The following is a 17,087-nucleotide window of genomic DNA, read 5'->3' on the forward strand; positions in this document are numbered from 1 at the left end:
GCGCGGCCGATGCCGGCGCTGGCTCCGGTGATCACCACTGTCTGTGTCATCGCAGAACTGCCTTTCGCTCGGTCGGAGTGCTCACTCATGGTGGGCGTCGTCGTCGTCGGTGAGGATGGCCGTGCATTCAAGCATCAGGGCGTGCGCGAACGCCTGGGGCAGGTTGCCGCGCAGCTGGCGCTGCCGAACGTCGTACTCCTCGCAGAACAGGCCTGGCGGCCCGCACGCGGCGCGGTTGCGTTCGAACCAGCGCATCGCGCAATCGCCGTGGCCCAGTTGGTGTTCGGCCAGCGCCATCATGAATCCGCAGAGCAGGAAGGCGCCCTCGGCGTCGCCGAGCTCGCGCTCGTCGTGCCGGAAGCGATAGACGAACCCGTCCTCGGTGAGTTCGCGGCGAACGGCGTCCAGGGTGGCCCGGGTGCGAGGGTCGTCGGCGGGCACGGCGCCGCGCACCGGCGGCAGCAGCAACGACGCGTCGACGCCCGTCAGCCGCGGGCTGCGCTGCCAGTAGCCGTGCGGATGCAGGCTGCTCGACGCGGTGTCGGCCAGGATCGCGTCGGCCAGGGAAGCGCACGCGGTGACCTCGGGCCCGGCCCCGGCCAGCTTGGCGATGGCGCGCAGCCCGGCCACACAGGCCAGCCGGGACTGCGTCCAGTGCTCGTCGCCGATTTCCCACACGCCGGCATCCGGTTCACGCCAACGCTTTGCGATGGCCCGGATGGCGGTTTGCGCGGCGCGCCACCCCTCGGCGTCGAGCCGGTCGGCGGCACCCGCCTTGGCCAGCAACTGCAGCGCCTCACCGTACACGTCGAGCTGGAACTGCTGGTTGGCCCAGTTGCCGACCTTGTCCGAGCCGCCGGGATAGCCGGGCAGGTCGAGCGTCTCCTCGCCGGGCACTGCGCCGCCGGTGACGGTGTAGGCGGGCTTGAGGTTGGGGCCGTCCTCGAGCAGCCGGGCGCCGACGAATTCGACCGCCCCGTCCAGCAGTTCGGTGGTGCCGACCGCGGCGGCGGCCATGCCGGCGTACACCTGGTCGCGGATCCAGGCGTAGCGGTAGTCGTAGTTCTGGTTGGTGTGCGCGCGTTCGGGCAGGCTCATGGTGGCGGCGGCCACCATGCCGCCCCCGCTGCTGGTCAGGCCGCGCAGCACCGCGTAGGAGTGGCCGCCGTCGCGCGGGGCGATGGTGCAGTGCAGCCGGGGCACGCTGCGCTGCCAGGCGGACGCGGTGGCGTCCCAGGCCAGGTCGGGGTCCGGCGTCCGCTCGGGCAGCGCGCGTTCGGACAGCTCCAGCACCAGGTCGTGGTGCCGGCCCTCCTGGAGGGTGATCTCGCAGGTGAGCAGCTCGCTGTTGTCGTGCGAGGCTTTGCGGGCGCGGGCCTGGCACCCGGCCAGCCACCGCCAGCGCAACCGGCCCGAGCGGCCGCTCCACACGCCGTCCTCGCAGGACGGCTGGCCGAGGCCGTGTCTGCCGAATCCCGCGGCCGGTGCCAGCAGCACCCGGACCCGCGCCGTCCCGCGGCACACCGTGAGGCGGCGCAGCAGCACCACCCGGTCGGGGTCGCCCGGAAAGGCCAGCGCCTCACGGCATTCCACGGTGCCGTCGCGGGTGATCCAGCGGTTGCGCCAGATCATGGTGCCCGGCTCGTAATAGCCGCCCCACACGTGCCGGACGTCGGTCGGCGTGATCGCGTAAACCCCGCCACCGCCAATGAGATTGGAGAAGACGGCGTCGGAATCCCAGTGCGGAGCGCACATCCACGCGATGTCGCCCTGCGGCCCGATCAGCGCGCCACGCTCGCCGTCGGCGAGCAGCGCGTACTCACGCAGCACCCGGGGCGAAAAAGTCGTTTCGACGTCGATCGTTCGGTCAGCCACGGGCTCGCGCCTCCGACCTCCGTCCGGCGGTGGTATCGATCTTCCCGCCGGCCAGCCGTTCGGCGAGCCGCGAGGCCAGCGCCATGATGGTCAGCGCGGGGTTCGCCGAGCCCTGCGTGGGACACACCGAGCCGTCGGCCAGGAACAGGTTCGGAACGCCCCACACGCGCTGATCGGAGTCGACGACCGAATTTTCCGGATTGGTGCCCATCCGGGCGCCACCGATCAGGTGGGCGAACCGCTCGATGGTGAGCACGTCCTGGGCGTCGGCGGCGTGCAGGATGTCGCCGATCACCTTGGTGGAGTAGGCCATGTTGGCCTTGTCGTTGTCGCACAGCGTGTAGTCGAACCGGGCGACCGGGATGCCGTACGGGTCCGTCTCGTCGGCGAGGGTCACCCGGTTGTCCGGTCGCGGCAGCAGCTCGTTGAGCACGCCAACGGTCGCCCAGTGGTTGTAGTCGCGCATGTACTCCCGCATGGCGCGGCCCCAGTGCCCCTCGGCCAGCACGTGTTCGGCCCAACCGATGGGCAACGGTGACACGGTCTGGATGGCGAAGCCGCGCGCGAAGCCACGGGATTGGTCGGTCTCGTAGAACTGTTCGGAGGTCACTTCCGGGGGCGGCGCCTTGTACATCCGGACCTCCTCGGACCACCGGCCCGCGGACTGGGTGGCGCCCTGCACCATCACGTAGCGCCCGACCTGGTCGTCGTTGTTACCCAACCCGTGCGGGAAGCGGTCGCTGGTCGAGTTCAACAGCAGGCGCGGTGTTTCGATCGAATACCCGGCTATGGCAATTACTTTGGCGCGTTGCAGTCGCTCCTTGCCGCCCACCTCGTCGTAGTAGACCACGCCGCGGGCGGCGCCGCTCTCGTCCAGCTCGACGCGCGAGGCCATACAGTTGGCGCGAATCTCCACCGCATGGGCCAGTGCGTCGGGCAGGTGCGTGACATACGGGCTGGCCTTGGCGTTGACCTTGCAGCCCTGCAGGCAGTAGCCGCGGTAGATGCAGTGCGGGCGATTGCCGAAGGTGCCGTTGACGATGCCGACGGGCCCCACCCGCATCTCGATGCCGAGCTTGAGCGCTCCCCGCCAGATCTTGGCCGCGGCACCCGAAATGGGGTGGGGGGCAAAGGGATAGCGATGTGGGTCGCCCCACGGCCAGTTCTGGCCGGCCACCGGCAGCTCGAGCTCGACACGCTCGTAGTGGCGGCGGATGTCCTCGTAGCCGATGGGCCAGTCCGCCCCGACCCCGTCGCGGGTATAGGTTTCGAAGTCGCTGGGGTGGAACCGCGGGGTGTATCCGGCGTAGTGCACCATCGAGCCGCCCACGCCGCGCCCGGAGTTGTTCTTACCCAACTCGATCGGGTCGTCGCCGCCGATGATGCGTTTCTGTGTCCAGTACAGCGTGTGCGACCCGGCCTCGTCGGACACCCAGTCCTCGTCGGGATGCCAGAACGGGCCGGCTTCGAGGATCACCACCCGCCAGCCCTCGCGGGCCAGCCGCTGCGCCAGCACCGAGCCGCCGGCCCCGGCGCCGACGACCACCAGATCGACCTCATCGTCATCGGCGTAGCGCCGCATGGTCTTTTCGCCCGGCAGATCGCGGGTGTGCACGTCGAGCAGGAACCGCGAGTCGTTGTCCTTCGGTCCGACCGCGCCCTTGAACAGACCCCGCAAGAAGTCGCTCATCACAACTCCCCGTTGCTCACGATGTGCACCGGATCCTCGTCGGTGGCCCCGCGGGTCTCGTACGGTTCGCGCGCGGCGGCCGGACCGGTGGCGCCGCCGAGGCGCATGAAGCCGCGCGGGTAGGCCGGGCCACCGAACCCGATCTCGTTCCACGCCCACGGATGGGAGTAGAAGCCCGACAACGTCATTCGCATGCACACCGACCACGCCCGCTTGACGTTCAGGCTCTCCCACGCCCCGCCCTGCAGGTCGGCCTGCGAGAATTTGTCGATGATCGCCTCGCGGGTGGTGATATCGGCGTCGGCGAAAGAGGTTGCGCCGTAATGGTTCCTGGCCGTCTCGTCGAGCCCGCGCAGCACCAGCCGCCAGGTGTCGCGGTCGTCAGGCATGTCGGCGTACTGGTAGCCGTCGAGGCGCCCGTCGGCGAGCTTGGAGTCCACCGACTCGGCCGCCGGCACCCGCGGTTCGACGTCCTGCGCGAGCACCGTGTCGCAGAACGCGCGCAGGCACGGCTCCTCTTCGAGGGTGAAGAACCGCAGCGGCCCAGGCGGTTCCAGGCGGGCCAGCACCACCTTGCGGGTGGCCTCGTCCCAGGTGTCCGCGGTCTCGAGCACGTCGTAGTCGGGGTAGCGCCCGATCATCTGCGGCGTGACGCCGCGGCGCTGTCTGGGCAGCCAGGACGGGTGCGGTGGTTTGCCGTCGGGGCGCAGGTTGGGCAGGTGGTCGGGGCGTGAGGTGTTGGCCATCTCAGGTTCCCAGCTCCCTAAGCCCGAAACCGTTCGCGGCGCAGGATCGACGCCAACAGCCCCATCCCGCCGACCATGCACATCAATCCCGGCGCCGCGATCGGCGGCCCCATCGGCACGTTGTAGGAGGCGTTCTTCCACCCGCCCGGCTTGCGCGCGACCCCGCGCGCGTGCAGGTATTCGCCCATCAGCCCGTTGGCCGTGTAGATGCCCGCGGTGATCGGTAGCCAGATCTTGGCCCAGCGCCGGGAGAACACGCCGCCGATGCCGGCGACGACCACCGGGGGCGTCACCACGATCGGGCTCCACATCCATTTGTTGCCGAAGCTCGCTTTGTAGTGCTCGAAATAGATTTCGGCGGTCGTGACCAGTGCGGCGATGGCGGTCAGACCGGACAGCGAGCGTTCGAAACGGCCGTGCGCGACGTCGTACAACGCCCGCCCGGCCAAATGTTGGACCTCGCCGAGTCCGTCGCCGGCGGTGCGGCCCTTGTGCCGTCCGCCGTTGCCCAGCAACAACATCTGTCTGCCTTTCTCGCGCGCGGGTGCCTGGGCCGGCGATTACCGGCCCGGGCGGGTTTCGTTGGTGGAGCGGTTGGCGGCCGGTCGCGCGGCGACCGTTTCCCTGGCGTGCTCGCCGAGCGATTCCGTCGTCGTATCCATAAAGCGACCTCGCCTTCGGGGGCTGGAAGGAATCACGGTCTCGGCGGGCTTCGGCATCCGCACTGTGAGTGCAGTAACGGTCACCAAAGCCGCCCAGAAAACTCCGGAAGCGCCCAGCTGTGTCTTTCAACCGAAGAGGTCCCGACGATGCGTCGCGACCGAAGCGCATCGGCTGTGTACCCGGCGTCATGCTGCGCAAACGGGTTCGCAGCTGGTTCTCAGCGTGCCTTAAGGAGCGCAGGTCGCGACGACGGATCGGCGGACTTCGCTTTCGCCGACGACCGACGGATCACGAAGCGCGGGAACCTAATTCGCGCAGGCGTTTGAGCACGAGTCGTCCCACTTGCATCGAAATGGTCGGCGACAGGCGCTCCAGGTACCACGCCGCCTTCCACCACGCCGGCACGATGACGATCGCGTCGCCGCGCAGCACGGCACGCAGGACACGATCGGCGAATTTCTCCGGCGCCATCGGCCGCGTCGGCTCCCAGGCTTTGAGAATGTCCTCGTCGCTGGCGCCCGTATTGTTCATCCGGCCGTAGACGCCGCCGGTGAGGATCGGGGTGCGGATGGCGCCCGGACACAGCACCGACACCTTGACGTTGTGGCGTTCGGCCTCCAGCCGCAGCGCCTTCGACAGCGCGACGACGGCGTGCTTGGAGGCGGTGTAGCTGACGGTGCCGGGGCCGGCCAGCAGACCAGCCATCGACGCCGTGTTCACGATGTGGCCCGAGCGCTGCCGGATCATGATCGGATACACGGCCTGGATGCCGTGCACGACACCGTGCAGGTTGACGTCCAGGACGTCGTTCCAGTCCTCGAGGCTGTAGGAGTCGACCTCACCGCCGACGCCGATACCGGCGTTGTTGAACAGGTAATCGATTCGCCCGGAGCGCTGCACGGCCTGGGCGACCGCTTCCTCGAACGCGGGATAGCTGCGAACGTCGAGCTCGATCGCGTGGGCCTTGCCGGCGCCGAGGCGCTGTGCCAGCTGCTGGGCCGCCTCGAGCTGGCGATCGGCGAGCCAGACCTGCGCGCCGCCGTCGACCAACTTGGTGGCCAGCGCGGCCCCGATGCCCGACGCCCCGCCGGTGATGAATGCGACCTTGCCCGACACGCTCGACGCCATGGGGGCAGGATAGGCGCCGTCCGCGCAGCTCAACACTGGTTCGCTGGCGCTGGCTGAAATTGTCAGTGGGTGATGGCATGATCGAACACATGTTCGAAGAAGTCATCGCGCGGTTCGATGAGCAGTTCGAGCGGCATTATCCGTCGACCACGGGGGAGTCGAGGGCGTTGATCGACGAGATCTGCGGGTCGGCGCGCGCAGAGAACAGGGCCGCGGCCGCCCAGCTGGTCGCGATCGGGAAGTTGTTCGCCTACCGGTTGTCGCGGTGTGCGGAGACCGAGGACTGGGCGGTCGATACCGAGGCGGCGGCCGCCGCCGAGGTGGCCGCGGCCTTGCGGATCAGTCAGGGGTTGGCCGCGAGCCGGTTGCGCTACGCGCGGGCGATGCGGGAACGGTTGCCGAAGGTGGGCGCGGTCTTCAGGGCCGGCGACATCGGATATTTGATGTTCCAGACGATCGTGTTTCGCACCGATTTGATTGAGGACGTCGAAGTGCTGGCGGCGGTGGACGCGGCGCTGGCCGCCAACCTGGGGCGATGGCCGTCGATGACCCGCGGACGGCTCGGCGCGCAGGTAGACAAGATCGTGGCCATGGCCGATGCGGATGCGGTGCGGCGACGCAAGGAGTTCGTGGCAGACCGCGAGGTCTGTATCGCCGATGGCGTCGGGGGCATCGCGGAGGTTCACGGCAGCCTGCTCACCCCGGACGCGCATGCGCTCGACAAACGGCTGGACGCGTTGGCTCGCACGGTATGCGAGCACGACCCGCGTAGCCGTGACCAGCGTCGCGCCGATGCCTTGGGAGCGTTGGCATGCGGGGCGGACCTGCTGGCCTGCCGCTGCGGGCGCGCCGACTGCGCGGCCGGTAACCGACCCGCGCCGAGTCCGGTGGTAATTCACGTGATCGCCGAGCGCTCTGTGCTGGACGGGGTGGGCAAGGCGCCGGCATCAGAGCTGGGCGCCGACGGGCTCATCGCCCCCGAACTGGTCGCCGAGTTGGCCACCACGGCCAAACTCTCCCCGCTGATCCACCCCGGCGAGGCCGCCCCCGAGCGCGGCTACATCCCTTCAAAAGCGCTGGCCGATTTCGTGCGCTGCCGAGATCTGACCTGCCGCTGGCCCGGCTGCGATCGCCCGGCCACGGACTGCGATCTCGACCACACGATCCCGTACGCCGCCGGCGGCCCCACCCATGCCTCGAACCTCAAGGCGCTGTGCCGCACCCATCATTTGGTCAAGACGTTTTGGGGCTGGCGCGAACAGCAGCTGCCCGACGGCACCCTCATCCTGACCTCACCAGCGGGGCAGACCTACGTCACCACCCCGGGCAGCGCACTGTTGTTTCCCAGCCTGTGCGCACCCACCGGGGCGATACCGGCCCCCGAAGCCGACCCGCCCCGTGACTACTGCGCCGAGCGCACCGCGATGATGCCCAAACGCCGCCGCACCCGCACCCAGGACCGCGCCCAGCGCGTGGCCGCCGAACGCCGCCACAACCGCGACGCCCGCCTGGCCCGAGCCGCCCCACCGGCGAACCACCCCTGGCCCGCCACCTACGGCTTCGACGAGGATCCACCACCGTTCTAGCGGGAACCACCGCCCTTCTAGCTGCCCTGATGTGCCATGATGTCCAAGCTGTCAAGACTCAGGGAGCAGCAGTGGATCTCAATTTTTCGATGGTCACACGACCGGTCGAGCGGTTGATCGCTACCGCGCAGAACGGGCTGGAGGTCTTGCGACTGGGGGGCCTGGAAACCGGTAGCGTGCCGTCGCCGTCGCAGATCGTCGAGAGCGTGCCGATGTACAAGCTGCGGCGGTATTTCCCGCCGGACAGCCGGCGCGGCCCGTCACCCGCCGGGCCGCCGGTGCTGATGGTGCACCCGATGATGATGTCGGCGGACATGTGGGACGTCACGCGCGAGGAAGGCGCGGTGGGCATCCTGCACGCCCAGGGCATCGACCCCTGGGTCATCGACTTCGGTGAGCCGGACAAGGTCGAAGGCGGCATGCGGCGCACCCTGGCCGACCACATCGTCGCGCTCGGCCAGGCCATCGACACCGTCAAGGATGTGACCGGCAGCGACGTGCACCTGGTCGGCTACTCCCAGGGCGGCATGTGGTGCTATCAGGTCGCCGCCTACCGGCGTTCTAAGGCACTCGCCAGCATCGTCACCTTCGGTTCGCCGGTGGACACGCTGGCCGCGCTGCCCATGGGCATCCCGGCGAATTTCGCGGCGCCCGCCGCCAACTTCATGGCCGACCACGTCTTCAGCCGGCTGGCGATTCCCAGCTGGATGGCGCGCACCGGCTTCCAGATGCTCGACCCGCTCAAGACCGCCAAGGCGCGGGTGGACTTCGTGCGCCAGCTGCACGACCGCGAGGCGCTGCTGCCGCGCGAGCAGCAGCGCCGATTCCTCGAGCGCGAAGGCTGGATCGCGTGGTCGGGTCCGGCGATCTCCGAGTTGCTCAAGCAGTTCATCGCCCACAACCGGATGATGACCGGCGGCTTCGCCGTCAACGGCCAGATGGTGACGCTCACCGACATCACCTGCCCCGTGCTGGCGTTCGTCGGCGAGGTCGACGACATCGGACAGCCCGCCTCGGTGCGCGGCATCCGGCGGGCGGCCCCCAACGCCGAAGTCTACGAATACACCATCCGCACAGGGCATTTCGGTCTGGTCGTGGGATCCAAAGCGGCACAGCACAGTTGGCCGACGGTTGCCGAATGGGTGAAGTGGCTGTCCACCGGCGGCGACAAACCCACCAGCATCGACCTGATGGCCGACCAGCCCGCGGAGCACACCGACAGCGGGGTGGCGCTCAGCTCCCGGATCGCGCATGGCCTCGGGGAGGCCTCCGAGGCGGCGCTGGGCATCGCGCGTGGCGCGGCCAACACCGTCGTCGCAGCCAACAAGTCCGTGCGCACCCTGGCAGTCGAGACGGCCCGGACCCTGCCCCGCCTGGTCCGCCTGGGACAGATCAACGACCACACCCGAATCTCGCTGGGCCGCATCATCGAAGAGCAGGCCCACGACGCCCCGCAGGGCGAATTCCTGCTGTTCGACGGCCGCGTGCACACCTACGAGGCGGTGAACCGGCGCGTCAACAACGTCGTCCGCGGCCTGATCGACGTCGGCGTGCGGCAGGGCGATCGCGTCGGCGTGCTGATGGAGACCCGGCCCAGCGCGCTGGTGGCGATCGCCGCGCTGTCCCGGCTCGGCGCCATCGCGGTGGTGATGCGGCCCGACACCGACCTGGCCGCCTCGGTGCGGCTCGGGGGAGTGACCGAGCTGCTGACCGACCCGACCAACCTCGACGCGGTGCTGAGCTCCGACCGCCAAGGCCTGCGCCAGGTGCTGGTGCTCGGCGGCGGCGAGTCGCGGGACCTGCACCTGCCCGAGGACTCCGACGTCATCGACATGGAACAGATCGACCCGGACGCCGTCGAGCTGCCCGGCTGGTATCGCCCCAACCCGGGACTGGCCCGGGACCTGGCGTTCATCGCGTTCACCGCGGCCGGCGGGGAGCTGGTGGCCAGGCAGATCACCAACTACCGCTGGGCGGTGTCGGCCTTCGGCACCGCCTCGACGGCCGCCCTGGACCGCCGCGACACGGTCTACTGCCTGACGCCGCTGCACCACGAGTCGGCGCTGCTGGTCAGCCTCGGCGGCGCCGTGGTCGGCGGCACCCGCATCGCGCTGTCGCGCGGCCTGGACCGGAAGCGATTCGTCCAGGAGGTGCGCCAGTACGGCGTCACGGTGGTGTCCTACACCTGGGCCATGCTCCGCGAGATCGTGGACGACCCGGCGTTCGTGCTGCAGGGCAATCATCCGGTGCGGCTGTTCATCGGTTCGGGCATGCCGACCGGGCTGTGGGGACGCGTCGTCGAGGCGTTCGCGCCGGCCCACGTCGTCGAGTTCTTCGCCACCACCGACGGCCAGGCGGTGCTGGCCAACGTGTCCGGCGCCAAGGTCGGCAGCAAGGGCCGGCCGCTGCCGGGCGCCGGGCGCATCGAGCTGGGCGCCTACGACGCCGAACACGACCTGATCCTGGAGAACGAACGCGGGTTCGTGCAGATCGCCGCGCCCAACGAGGTCGGGGTCCTGCTGGCGGCCTCCAACGGCCCGATCGATCCGAGCGCCTCGGTCAAACGCGGCGTCTTCGCCGCCGGCGACACCTGGATATCGACCGAGTACCTGTTCTATCGCGACGACGACGGCGACTACTGGCTGGCGGGCCGGCGCGGCTCGGTGGTGCACACCGCGCGCGGCCTGGTCTATGCCGAGCCGGTCACCGACGCGCTGGGGTGCATCAACGGGGTCGACCTCGCGGTCACCTACAACGTGCCATTCGGCAACCTCGATGTCGCGGTCTCGGCGGTGACGCTGTTGCCCGGGGCCAGCATCACCGCGGCGGATCTGACCGAAGCCGTCGCGGAACTGCCGATCGGACTGGGACCCGACATCGTCTGTGTCATACCGGAAATGAACCTGAGCGCGACCTACCGTCCCACCGTCAGCGCGCTGCGGGCGGCCGGGATTCCCAAGTCCGGGCGCCAGGCCTGGTATTTCGACACCGCCAGCGAGCAGTACCGTAGGTTGACGCCGGCCGTGCGGGCCGAACTGAGCGCCGTGTATCGAGGTGACGATGATTGACCGGGCATTGCTCGACATCCTGGTGTGCCCGGACGACCGGGGCCCGCTGGTTTTGGTCGGCGAGGAACTGCTCTACAACCCGAGGCTGCGGCGCGCCTACCGCATCGAGGACGGCATCCCGGTGCTGCTGATCGACGAGGCCCGCGACGTCGGCGACGACGAGCACGCGCGGATCATGGCACGAGGCCATCCGGCAGATCCCCGGTGAGATAGCGCTGCAGGTTCGGTGCGATGGTCCGGGCGACCTGGTCGGGCGGCAGCGACGCGAACGGCTCCAGCGCCAGGATGTAGCGCGCCACCACGACGCCCACCAGCTGCGAGGCCACAAATTGGATGCGCAGGGTTCCGCTGCCCGGCGGATTGTCCACGCGGGTGCCGACTTCGACGGCGATCACGTCCTCGATGAAGGTGCGGAACAGGTTGCTTTCCGAACCGGCCAGGACCGATCGCAGCGTGGCGATGAACGCCGCACCGATCTCGGAGTCCCACAGCGGCAACAACATTGAGGGCAGCCGGTAGCCGAGCTCCTCGACGGGCACCTCGCGCAGCGGGCCGATGACCTCCATCGGGTCGATCGGGATGTGCACGGCCGCGGCGAACAGCTGCTCCTTGGTGCCGAAGTAGTGGTGCACCAGTGCCGAGTCCACGCCCGCCGCCGCGGCCACCGCGCGTATGGACGTGTTACGGATTCCCTTGCTGGCGAACAGCTCTCGCGCGCTGGCCAGGATGCGCTCGCGGCTGTCGGAGACACCGGCCGGCCGCCCCCGCCGCCGGCGCCCGGCGCTGGTGGCCGTCACGCTAGGACTCTCCGTGGCCAGGCGCCACTAGGGCGTCCGCCGCCGCAGCGTGGCCGCGGCCAGGCACAGCGCCGCCAGGGCGAAGCCCAGTACCACGACGATGTCGCGCACCGCGATGAATGTCAGGTCCGGGTGGGCACCCACCTGCTGTAAGGCCTCCAGCGCGTAGCTGGCCGGCAGCACGTTGCTGATCCATTGCAGCCAGTGTGGCATCAGCGCCCGCGGCACGATGATGCCGGCCAGCAACAGCTGCGGCACCATTACCAGGGGAATGAACTGCACGGCCTGAAACTCGGTGCGGGCGAACGCACTACAGAGCAGGCCAAGACCGACGCCCAGCACGGCGTTGACGATCGCGATGACGAACACCCACACCGGGCTGCCCGCCGTGTCGAAACCCAGCAGCCAGAACGAGACGATGCACGCCAGAATCGCTTGCGCCGCAGCGGCGACGGAGAAGGCGGTGCCGTAGGCGATCAGCAGATCGAGGCGCCGCAGCGGCGTGGTCAGAATGCGTTCCAGTGTCCCGGAGGCGCGTTCGCGTTGCATGGTGATCGCGGTGATGATGAACATCACGAACAACGGGAACAGGCCCAGCAGGATAAGGCAGGCGTTGTTGAACGGGGTCGGGCCGCCCGGGCGGTGCGGGGCGTTCTGAAACATGAAGTACATCAGGCTGATCACCAGGACCGGCACCAACAGGATCATCGCGACGCTGCGGTGATCGGCGGCCAGCTGGCGCAGGATGCGCGCCGTCGTCGCGGTGTAGCCGCGCAGGGTCAGCCCGCTTCGCGCATGGTGCTGCGCTTGATGATGGACAGAAACGCGTCCTCCAGTGACGTGCATCCGGTGTCCTCTCGCAGTTGGGTTGGGGTGGTGTGGGCGACCAACCGGCCGTCACGCATCAGCAGCAGGTCGCCGCAGTGATCGGCCTCGTCCATCACGTGGCTGGAGACCAGCAGCGTGGTGCCGCCGCGGGCCAGTTCGGCGAACTGCTCCCAGAGATCCGCGCGCAGCACCGGGTCCAGGCCCACCGTCGGCTCGTCGAGCACCAGCAGGTCGGGCTGGCAGACCAACGCGCAGGCCAGCGACACCCGGGTGCGCTGACCCCCGGAGAGGTTGGCGCACAAGGCGGTTCGGTGATCGGTCAGCCCCACCCGGTCGATGGCGGCGTCGGCGGCCTGGCCGTCGAAGCCGTACAGCGCCGCGAAATAGCGGACGTTGTCCACCACCCGCAGGTCGCGGTAGATCGTCGGGTCTTGCGGTAGGTAACCGACGCGGTGGCGCAGTTCGGCGCTGCCGGCGGTTTTGCCGAGCACGGTGACGGTGCCCTTGGTGAGGATCTGGGTGCCGACGATGCAACGGATCAGGGTGGTCTTGCCGCAGCCCGACGGTCCGAGCAGGCCGGTGATGCTGCCCTTGGCGATCTGCACGGAGAAGTCGTGCAGGGCCGGGCGTTTGCCGCGGATGACGCGCAGGTGATCGATGCGCACCGCCGGCTCCGCGGGGCCGGCAATTAATTCATCACGGGATGAACTCATCATGCGATGAATAATCGTCGTGTCGCGCCGGGTTGTCAAGGGGCTGCCGACGACGGCGCTAGAGGCCGCGGTTCCGTCGCCTTAGGTGAGTTTCAAAGCGCCAGCACGGCCGCTAGCGCCGCGCCGACGTGCCTAGTTGAAGCGCTCGCCGGTCGCGGGGCGGCGCTGCGGCAGGTGCCCGTGCACGCCCTCGGCGTAGGCGGTTTCGGCGTGTTGGGTGAGGTCGACACCGGTGGTCTCGTCCTCGGCGCTGACCCGGAATCCGATCAGCCGGTCGATCGCCTTGCCCAACACGAACGTCATCGTGAACGCGTAGAGGGCGACGACCGCGATGGCCAGCGCCTGCTTGCCCAGCTGGCCGAAGCCGCCCCCGTAGAACAGGCCCCGCGGGCCCGTCGTCATGACCGCGGTCGCGAACAGGCCGATCAACGACACACCGACCACGCCGCCGACGAAGTGCACGCCCACCACATCGAGCGAATCGTCATAGTTGAAGCGCAGTTTCGCGCCCACCGCGAACGCGCACACAACTCCGGCCGCGAGTCCGACGACCGTCGCGCCGAGCGTGTTGACCGTCCCGCAGGACGGGGTGATGGCGACCAGGCCGGCCACCACCCCCGACGCCGCACCGAACGTGGTGGGCCGGCCGTCGCGGATCTGTTCGACCGAGAGCCAGCCGAGCATGCCCAGGCACCCGGCCACCAGGGTGTTGAGGAAGATGGCCGCGGCGGTTCCGTTGGCGGCCAGGGCGGAGCCGGCATTGAACCCGAACCAGCCGAACCACAGCAGCCCGACGCCGACGAACAGCAGCGGCAGGTTGTGCGGCCGCATGGCGTCCTTCTTGAACCCGATGCGCGGCCCGAGCACCAGTGCCAGGGCCAGCGCGGAAGACCCGGAGACGATCTCGACGACGAGCCCGCCCGCGTAGTCGAGCACGCCGAGCTTGGCCAGCCAGCCGCCGGACCCCCAAACCCAGTGCGCGACAATCGAATACACCGCGATCGTCCACACCGGGACGAACACCATCCAGGCGGCGAACTTCGCGCGGTCGGCGATCGCGCCGCTGACCAGGGCGGCCGTGATGATCGCGAAGGTCAACTGGAAGGTGGCGAAGAGCAGTTCGGGGACGGTGCCGTGCACGGTGTCGGGGGTGATGCCGAGCATGCCGAAATGCCTGAGGTTGCCGGCGAGTCCGCCGACCCCGTCCTCGGAGAACGCGATGGTGTAGCCCACCAGCAGCCACGCCACCGTCACCAGCGGGATGGAGATGAAGCTCATCATGATCATGTTGAGCACGCCGGTGGTGCGGACCATGCCGCCGTAGAAGATGGCCAGGCCCGGGGTCATCAACAGCACCAGTGCGGTGCTGGCCAGCAGCCACGCGGTGGCGGCGGGATCGATCGCATGCATCAGGTGGGCTCCTTCTCGCGGCCCTGGGGTCACGGGACACCGGGATACTGCCACGTTCGGACTGCCGGTAGGTTCGTTGGGTTAAGAAAAGAGGATTCAGGATCTGATGTGGTCGAGGCTCGAGGACGATTTCGCGAAGGCACGGCTGCGGCCCAGCTGTTAGTCGACCCGGTCGAGGCCGCGCGCCGGCTACTGGGCGCCACCCTGACCGCGCGGGGCGTGAGCGGGATAGTCGTCGAGGTCGAGGCGTACGGGGGAGTTCCCGACGGTCCGTGGCCCGACGCCGCCGCCCACTCGTACAAGGGATTACGGGCCCGCAACTTCGTGATGTTCGGGCCGCCCGGGCGGCTCTACACCTACCGCAGCCACGGAATCCACGTCTGCGCCAACGTCTCCTGCGGGCCCGACGGCACCGCCGCCGCGGTGCTGCTGCGCGCAGCCGCCATCGAGGACGGCACCGAGGTCGCCCGCGCCCGTCGCGGCGAGTTGGTGCACACCGTGGCCCTGGCCCGCGGTCCGGGCAACCTGTGCGCGGCCATGGGAATCACCATGGAGGACAACGGCATCGACCTGTTCGCGCCCGACAGCCCGGTGCGCCTGGAACTGCACGAACCGCTGACCGCGACGGCCGGCCCCCGGGTCGGCGTCAGCCAGGCCGCCGACCGGCCGTGGCGGTTGTGGTTGCCCGGGCGCCCGGAGGTCTCGGCCTACCGCCGCAGTCCCCGCGCGGCGGCGCCGGGCGCCAGCGACTAGCCGAACCGATCTGGGGTGAAAGGATCTTGGACATGGGCGAGAACATCATCGACGAGCTGGGCTGGCGCGGCCTGATCGCGCAGTCCACCGATCTCGATGCGCTGGCCGCCGAAGCGCAGCGCGGGCCGCTGACGGTGTACGCCGGCTTCGACCCCACCGCGCCGAGCCTGCACGCCGGGCACCTGGTTCCCCTGCTGGCGCTGCGCCGCTTCCAGCGCGCCGGCCATCGCCCGATCGTGCTCGCCGGGGGGGCCACCGGCATGATCGGCGACCCACGGGACGTCGGCGAGCGGACCCTCAACGAGGCCGACACCGTCGCCGAATGGACCGAGCGGATCGGCGGACAGCTGCGGCGCTTCGTCGACTTCGACGATTCGCCCACCGGCGCGATCGTCGTCAACAACCTGGACTGGACCCGCCCGCTGTCGGCGATCGAGTTCCTTCGCGACCTCGGCAAGCACTTCTCGGTCAACGTCATGCTGGACCGCGAGACCGTGCGTCGGCGCCTCGACGGCGACGGCATCTCCTACACCGAGTTCAGCTACATGCTCCTGCAGGCCAACGACTACGTCGAACTGCACCGGCGTTACGGCTGCACGCTGCAGATCGGCGGCTCCGATCAATGGGGCAACATCATCGCCGGCGTGCGGCTGGTGCGCCAGCAGCTGTCCGCCTCGGTGCACGCGCTGACGGTGCCGCTGGTGACCGCCGCGGACGGCACCAAGTTCGGCAAATCCACCGGCGGCGGCAGCCTGTGGCTGGACCCGGCGCTGACCACGCCGTACGCCTGGTACCAGTACTTCTTCAATACGGCCGACGCGGACGTCGTCCGCTACCTGCGCTGGTTCACCTTCCTGACCGCCGACGAGCTCGGCGAGCTGGAACAGGCGACCGCCGAGCGTCCCCAGCAGCGCGCCGCCCAGCGGCGGCTGGCGCGCGAACTGACCGTGCTGGTGCACGGCGAGGCGGCCACCGAGGCCGTCGAGCACGCCAGCCGGGCGCTGTTCGGGCAGGGCGAGCTGGACCGGCTGGACGAGGCCACGCTGGCGGCGGCGCTGCGCGAGACCTCGGTCGCCGAGCTCAAACCCGGTGGCCCGGACGGGATCGTGGACCTGCTGGTCGCCACCGGCCTGTCCGAGAGCCGCAAGGCCGCGCGCCGCACGCTCGGCGAGGGCGGCGTCTCGGTCAACAACGTCCGCATCGAGAGCGAGGAATGGGCGCCGCAACCGTCAAACTTCCTGCACGGCAAATGGCTGGTGCTGCGCCGCGGCAAGCGCACGGTCGCCGGGGTCGAAAAGCTCTAGCCCGACCGGCCCGCCGGTGGGCGCCGCAAAACGCGTGCGTGCACAGATCTTTACCTGCCCGTGTCGTCGACGTGACCGTGGGCGACCACTGTTGTCACGGTGATTTTCGCGACGCGTGTGCGGTCCACCGTCCTGCGGGTCCTGGCGGTGATCACCGGCCTGGTGGCGCTGGCCGCGACGCTGTCGGCGCCGATCCGCGCGGACATGCTGGGCAATGCCTTCCTGTCGGCGCTGACGAATGCCGGGATCGCCTACACGCAGCCGACCAGCACCATGGCGATGGGGGAGTCGGTGTGCCCGATGCTGTTCGAGCCCGGCGGGTCGTTCGACGAGGTGACGTCCAGGATGGCCGAGGGCAACGGAATGTCGTACGAGATGGCGGGCCGGTTCACCATCGTCGCGATCGCGACCTATTGTCCGGCGGTGATCGCGCCCCTGCTGGGTAACCGGCTGCAAAGTTAGGCGTGGCGCTGCCCGTATTCTCGGCAGCGTGGTCGACGACAGGCAACGGCAGCGCGGCGAACGG

Annotated in this window: 15 protein-coding genes; 6 read left to right on the plus strand and 9 right to left on the minus strand. The window is 69.4% G+C overall.

Going from position 1 to position 17,087, the window contains the following annotated elements:
• Positions 1 to 81: 81 nt before the first annotated feature.
• The 5 genes from DQP58_RS21515 to DQP58_RS21535 form a co-directional block, all read right to left on the minus strand.
• Positions 82 to 1,875 carry a glycoside hydrolase family 15 protein gene (locus DQP58_RS21515; protein WP_112710220.1) on the minus strand — a complete coding sequence of 598 codons (1,794 nt, stop codon included), beginning with the start codon at positions 1,873 to 1,875 and terminating at the stop codon, positions 82 to 84.
• Complete coding sequence (locus tag DQP58_RS21520) at positions 1,868 to 3,565, minus strand: GMC family oxidoreductase (protein ID WP_112710221.1); 1,698 nt, start codon at positions 3,563 to 3,565, stop codon at positions 1,868 to 1,870. The genes DQP58_RS21515 and DQP58_RS21520 overlap by 8 nt, the downstream gene beginning before the upstream one ends.
• Positions 3,565 to 4,311, minus strand: a complete 747-nt coding sequence (locus DQP58_RS21525; RefSeq protein WP_112710222.1) for a gluconate 2-dehydrogenase subunit 3 family protein — start codon at positions 4,309 to 4,311, stop codon at positions 3,565 to 3,567. The genes DQP58_RS21520 and DQP58_RS21525 overlap by 1 nt, the downstream gene beginning before the upstream one ends.
• A gap of 17 nt (positions 4,312 to 4,328) precedes the next feature.
• Positions 4,329 to 4,832, minus strand: coding sequence for a hypothetical protein (locus tag DQP58_RS21530; RefSeq protein WP_112710223.1), 504 nt, complete (start codon positions 4,830 to 4,832; stop codon positions 4,329 to 4,331).
• A gap of 430 nt (positions 4,833 to 5,262) precedes the next feature.
• Complete coding sequence (locus tag DQP58_RS21535) at positions 5,263 to 6,102, minus strand: SDR family oxidoreductase (RefSeq protein ID WP_112710224.1); 840 nt, start codon at positions 6,100 to 6,102, stop codon at positions 5,263 to 5,265.
• A gap of 89 nt (positions 6,103 to 6,191) precedes the next feature.
• On the opposite strand from DQP58_RS21535, the gene DQP58_RS21540 reads away from it, so the two are divergent.
• Genes DQP58_RS21540 through DQP58_RS21550 form a run of 3 tightly spaced genes read left to right on the plus strand, consistent with a single transcriptional unit; the run spans position 6,192 to position 10,964 of the window.
• On the plus strand, positions 6,192 to 7,688 hold the full coding sequence (locus tag DQP58_RS21540; protein ID WP_112710233.1) for an HNH endonuclease signature motif containing protein: 1,497 nt from the start codon (positions 6,192 to 6,194) through the stop codon (positions 7,686 to 7,688).
• A gap of 29 nt (positions 7,689 to 7,717) precedes the next feature.
• Positions 7,718 to 10,756: an acyl-CoA synthetase gene (locus DQP58_RS21545; RefSeq protein WP_112710225.1), complete on the plus strand. Its 3,039-nt coding sequence runs from the start codon at positions 7,718 to 7,720 to the stop codon at positions 10,754 to 10,756.
• A complete protein-coding gene (locus DQP58_RS21550) occupies positions 10,749 to 10,964 on the plus strand; it encodes a Trm112 family protein (RefSeq protein ID WP_112710226.1) in 216 nt (71 codons plus the stop codon). The genes DQP58_RS21545 and DQP58_RS21550 overlap by 8 nt, the downstream gene beginning before the upstream one ends.
• On the opposite strand, the gene DQP58_RS21555 is transcribed toward DQP58_RS21550, so the two are convergent.
• The 4 genes from DQP58_RS21555 to DQP58_RS21570 all read right to left on the minus strand — a co-directional run bounded on the left by DQP58_RS21555 (position 10,930) and on the right by DQP58_RS21570 (position 14,504).
• Positions 10,930 to 11,553 (minus strand): TetR/AcrR family transcriptional regulator, encoded by a 624-nt coding sequence (locus tag DQP58_RS21555; protein WP_112710227.1) that lies wholly within the window; start codon positions 11,551 to 11,553, stop codon positions 10,930 to 10,932. The two genes, DQP58_RS21550 and DQP58_RS21555, sit on opposite strands and share 35 nt — an antisense overlap.
• A 27-nt stretch (positions 11,554 to 11,580) precedes the next feature.
• Positions 11,581 to 12,399: an ABC transporter permease gene (locus DQP58_RS21560; protein ID WP_112710228.1), complete on the minus strand. Its 819-nt coding sequence runs from the start codon at positions 12,397 to 12,399 to the stop codon at positions 11,581 to 11,583.
• Positions 12,333 to 13,097, minus strand: a complete 765-nt coding sequence (locus DQP58_RS21565; protein ID WP_112710229.1) for an ABC transporter ATP-binding protein — start codon at positions 13,095 to 13,097, stop codon at positions 12,333 to 12,335. The genes DQP58_RS21560 and DQP58_RS21565 overlap by 67 nt, the downstream gene beginning before the upstream one ends.
• A gap of 129 nt (positions 13,098 to 13,226) precedes the next feature.
• Positions 13,227 to 14,504, minus strand: coding sequence for an ammonium transporter (locus DQP58_RS21570; RefSeq protein WP_112710230.1), 1,278 nt, complete (start codon positions 14,502 to 14,504; stop codon positions 13,227 to 13,229).
• A 108-nt stretch (positions 14,505 to 14,612) separates the two neighbouring features.
• Here DQP58_RS21570 and DQP58_RS21575 point away from each other — a divergent pair, with 108 nt between their 5' ends.
• From DQP58_RS21575 to DQP58_RS21585, 3 genes are all read left to right on the plus strand, one after another.
• Entirely contained in the window at positions 14,613 to 15,257 is a 645-nt protein-coding gene (locus tag DQP58_RS21575) for a DNA-3-methyladenine glycosylase (RefSeq protein WP_112710231.1), read from the plus strand.
• Between the two features lie 32 nt (positions 15,258 to 15,289).
• Positions 15,290 to 16,561 (plus strand): tyrosine--tRNA ligase, encoded by a 1,272-nt coding sequence (tyrS, locus tag DQP58_RS21580; RefSeq protein ID WP_112710232.1) that lies wholly within the window; start codon positions 15,290 to 15,292, stop codon positions 16,559 to 16,561.
• A 99-nt stretch (positions 16,562 to 16,660) separates the two neighbouring features.
• Complete coding sequence (locus DQP58_RS21585) at positions 16,661 to 17,023, plus strand: DUF732 domain-containing protein (RefSeq protein WP_205869504.1); 363 nt, start codon at positions 16,661 to 16,663, stop codon at positions 17,021 to 17,023.
• The last annotated feature ends 64 nt before the right edge of the window (positions 17,024 to 17,087 follow it).

Source organism: Mycobacterium colombiense (assembly GCF_003284975.1).
Taxonomy (GTDB): Bacteria; Actinomycetota; Actinomycetes; order Mycobacteriales; family Mycobacteriaceae; genus Mycobacterium; species Mycobacterium europaeum_A.

What these genes read in the sequence shown, in the direction of transcription:
- DQP58_RS21520 (WP_112710221.1), bottom strand. Translation starts at nt 3,565, where the DNA reads ATGAGCGACTTCTTGCGGGGTCTGTTCAAGGGCGCGGTCGGACCGAAG.
- DQP58_RS21525 (WP_112710222.1), bottom strand. Translation starts at nt 4,311, where the DNA reads ATGGCCAACACCTCACGCCCCGACCACCTGCCCAACCTGCGCCCCGAC.
- DQP58_RS21530 (WP_112710223.1), bottom strand. Translation starts at nt 4,832, where the DNA reads ATGTTGTTGCTGGGCAACGGCGGACGGCACAAGGGCCGCACCGCCGGC.
- DQP58_RS21535 (WP_112710224.1), bottom strand. Translation starts at nt 6,102, where the DNA reads ATGGCGTCGAGCGTGTCGGGCAAGGTCGCATTCATCACCGGCGGGGCG.
- DQP58_RS21540 (WP_112710233.1), top strand. Translation starts at nt 6,192, where the DNA reads ATGTTCGAAGAAGTCATCGCGCGGTTCGATGAGCAGTTCGAGCGGCAT.
- DQP58_RS21545 (WP_112710225.1), top strand. Translation starts at nt 7,718, where the DNA reads ATGTGCCATGATGTCCAAGCTGTCAAGACTCAGGGAGCAGCAGTGGAT.
- DQP58_RS21550 (WP_112710226.1), top strand. Translation starts at nt 10,749, where the DNA reads ATGATTGACCGGGCATTGCTCGACATCCTGGTGTGCCCGGACGACCGG.
- DQP58_RS21560 (WP_112710228.1), bottom strand. Translation starts at nt 12,399, where the DNA reads ATGCACGTCACTGGAGGACGCGTTTCTGTCCATCATCAAGCGCAGCAC.
- DQP58_RS21565 (WP_112710229.1), bottom strand. Translation starts at nt 13,097, where the DNA reads ATGATGAGTTCATCCCGTGATGAATTAATTGCCGGCCCCGCGGAGCCG.
- DQP58_RS21570 (WP_112710230.1), bottom strand. Translation starts at nt 14,504, where the DNA reads ATGCATGCGATCGATCCCGCCGCCACCGCGTGGCTGCTGGCCAGCACC.
- tyrS (WP_112710232.1), top strand. Translation starts at nt 15,290, where the DNA reads ATGGGCGAGAACATCATCGACGAGCTGGGCTGGCGCGGCCTGATCGCG.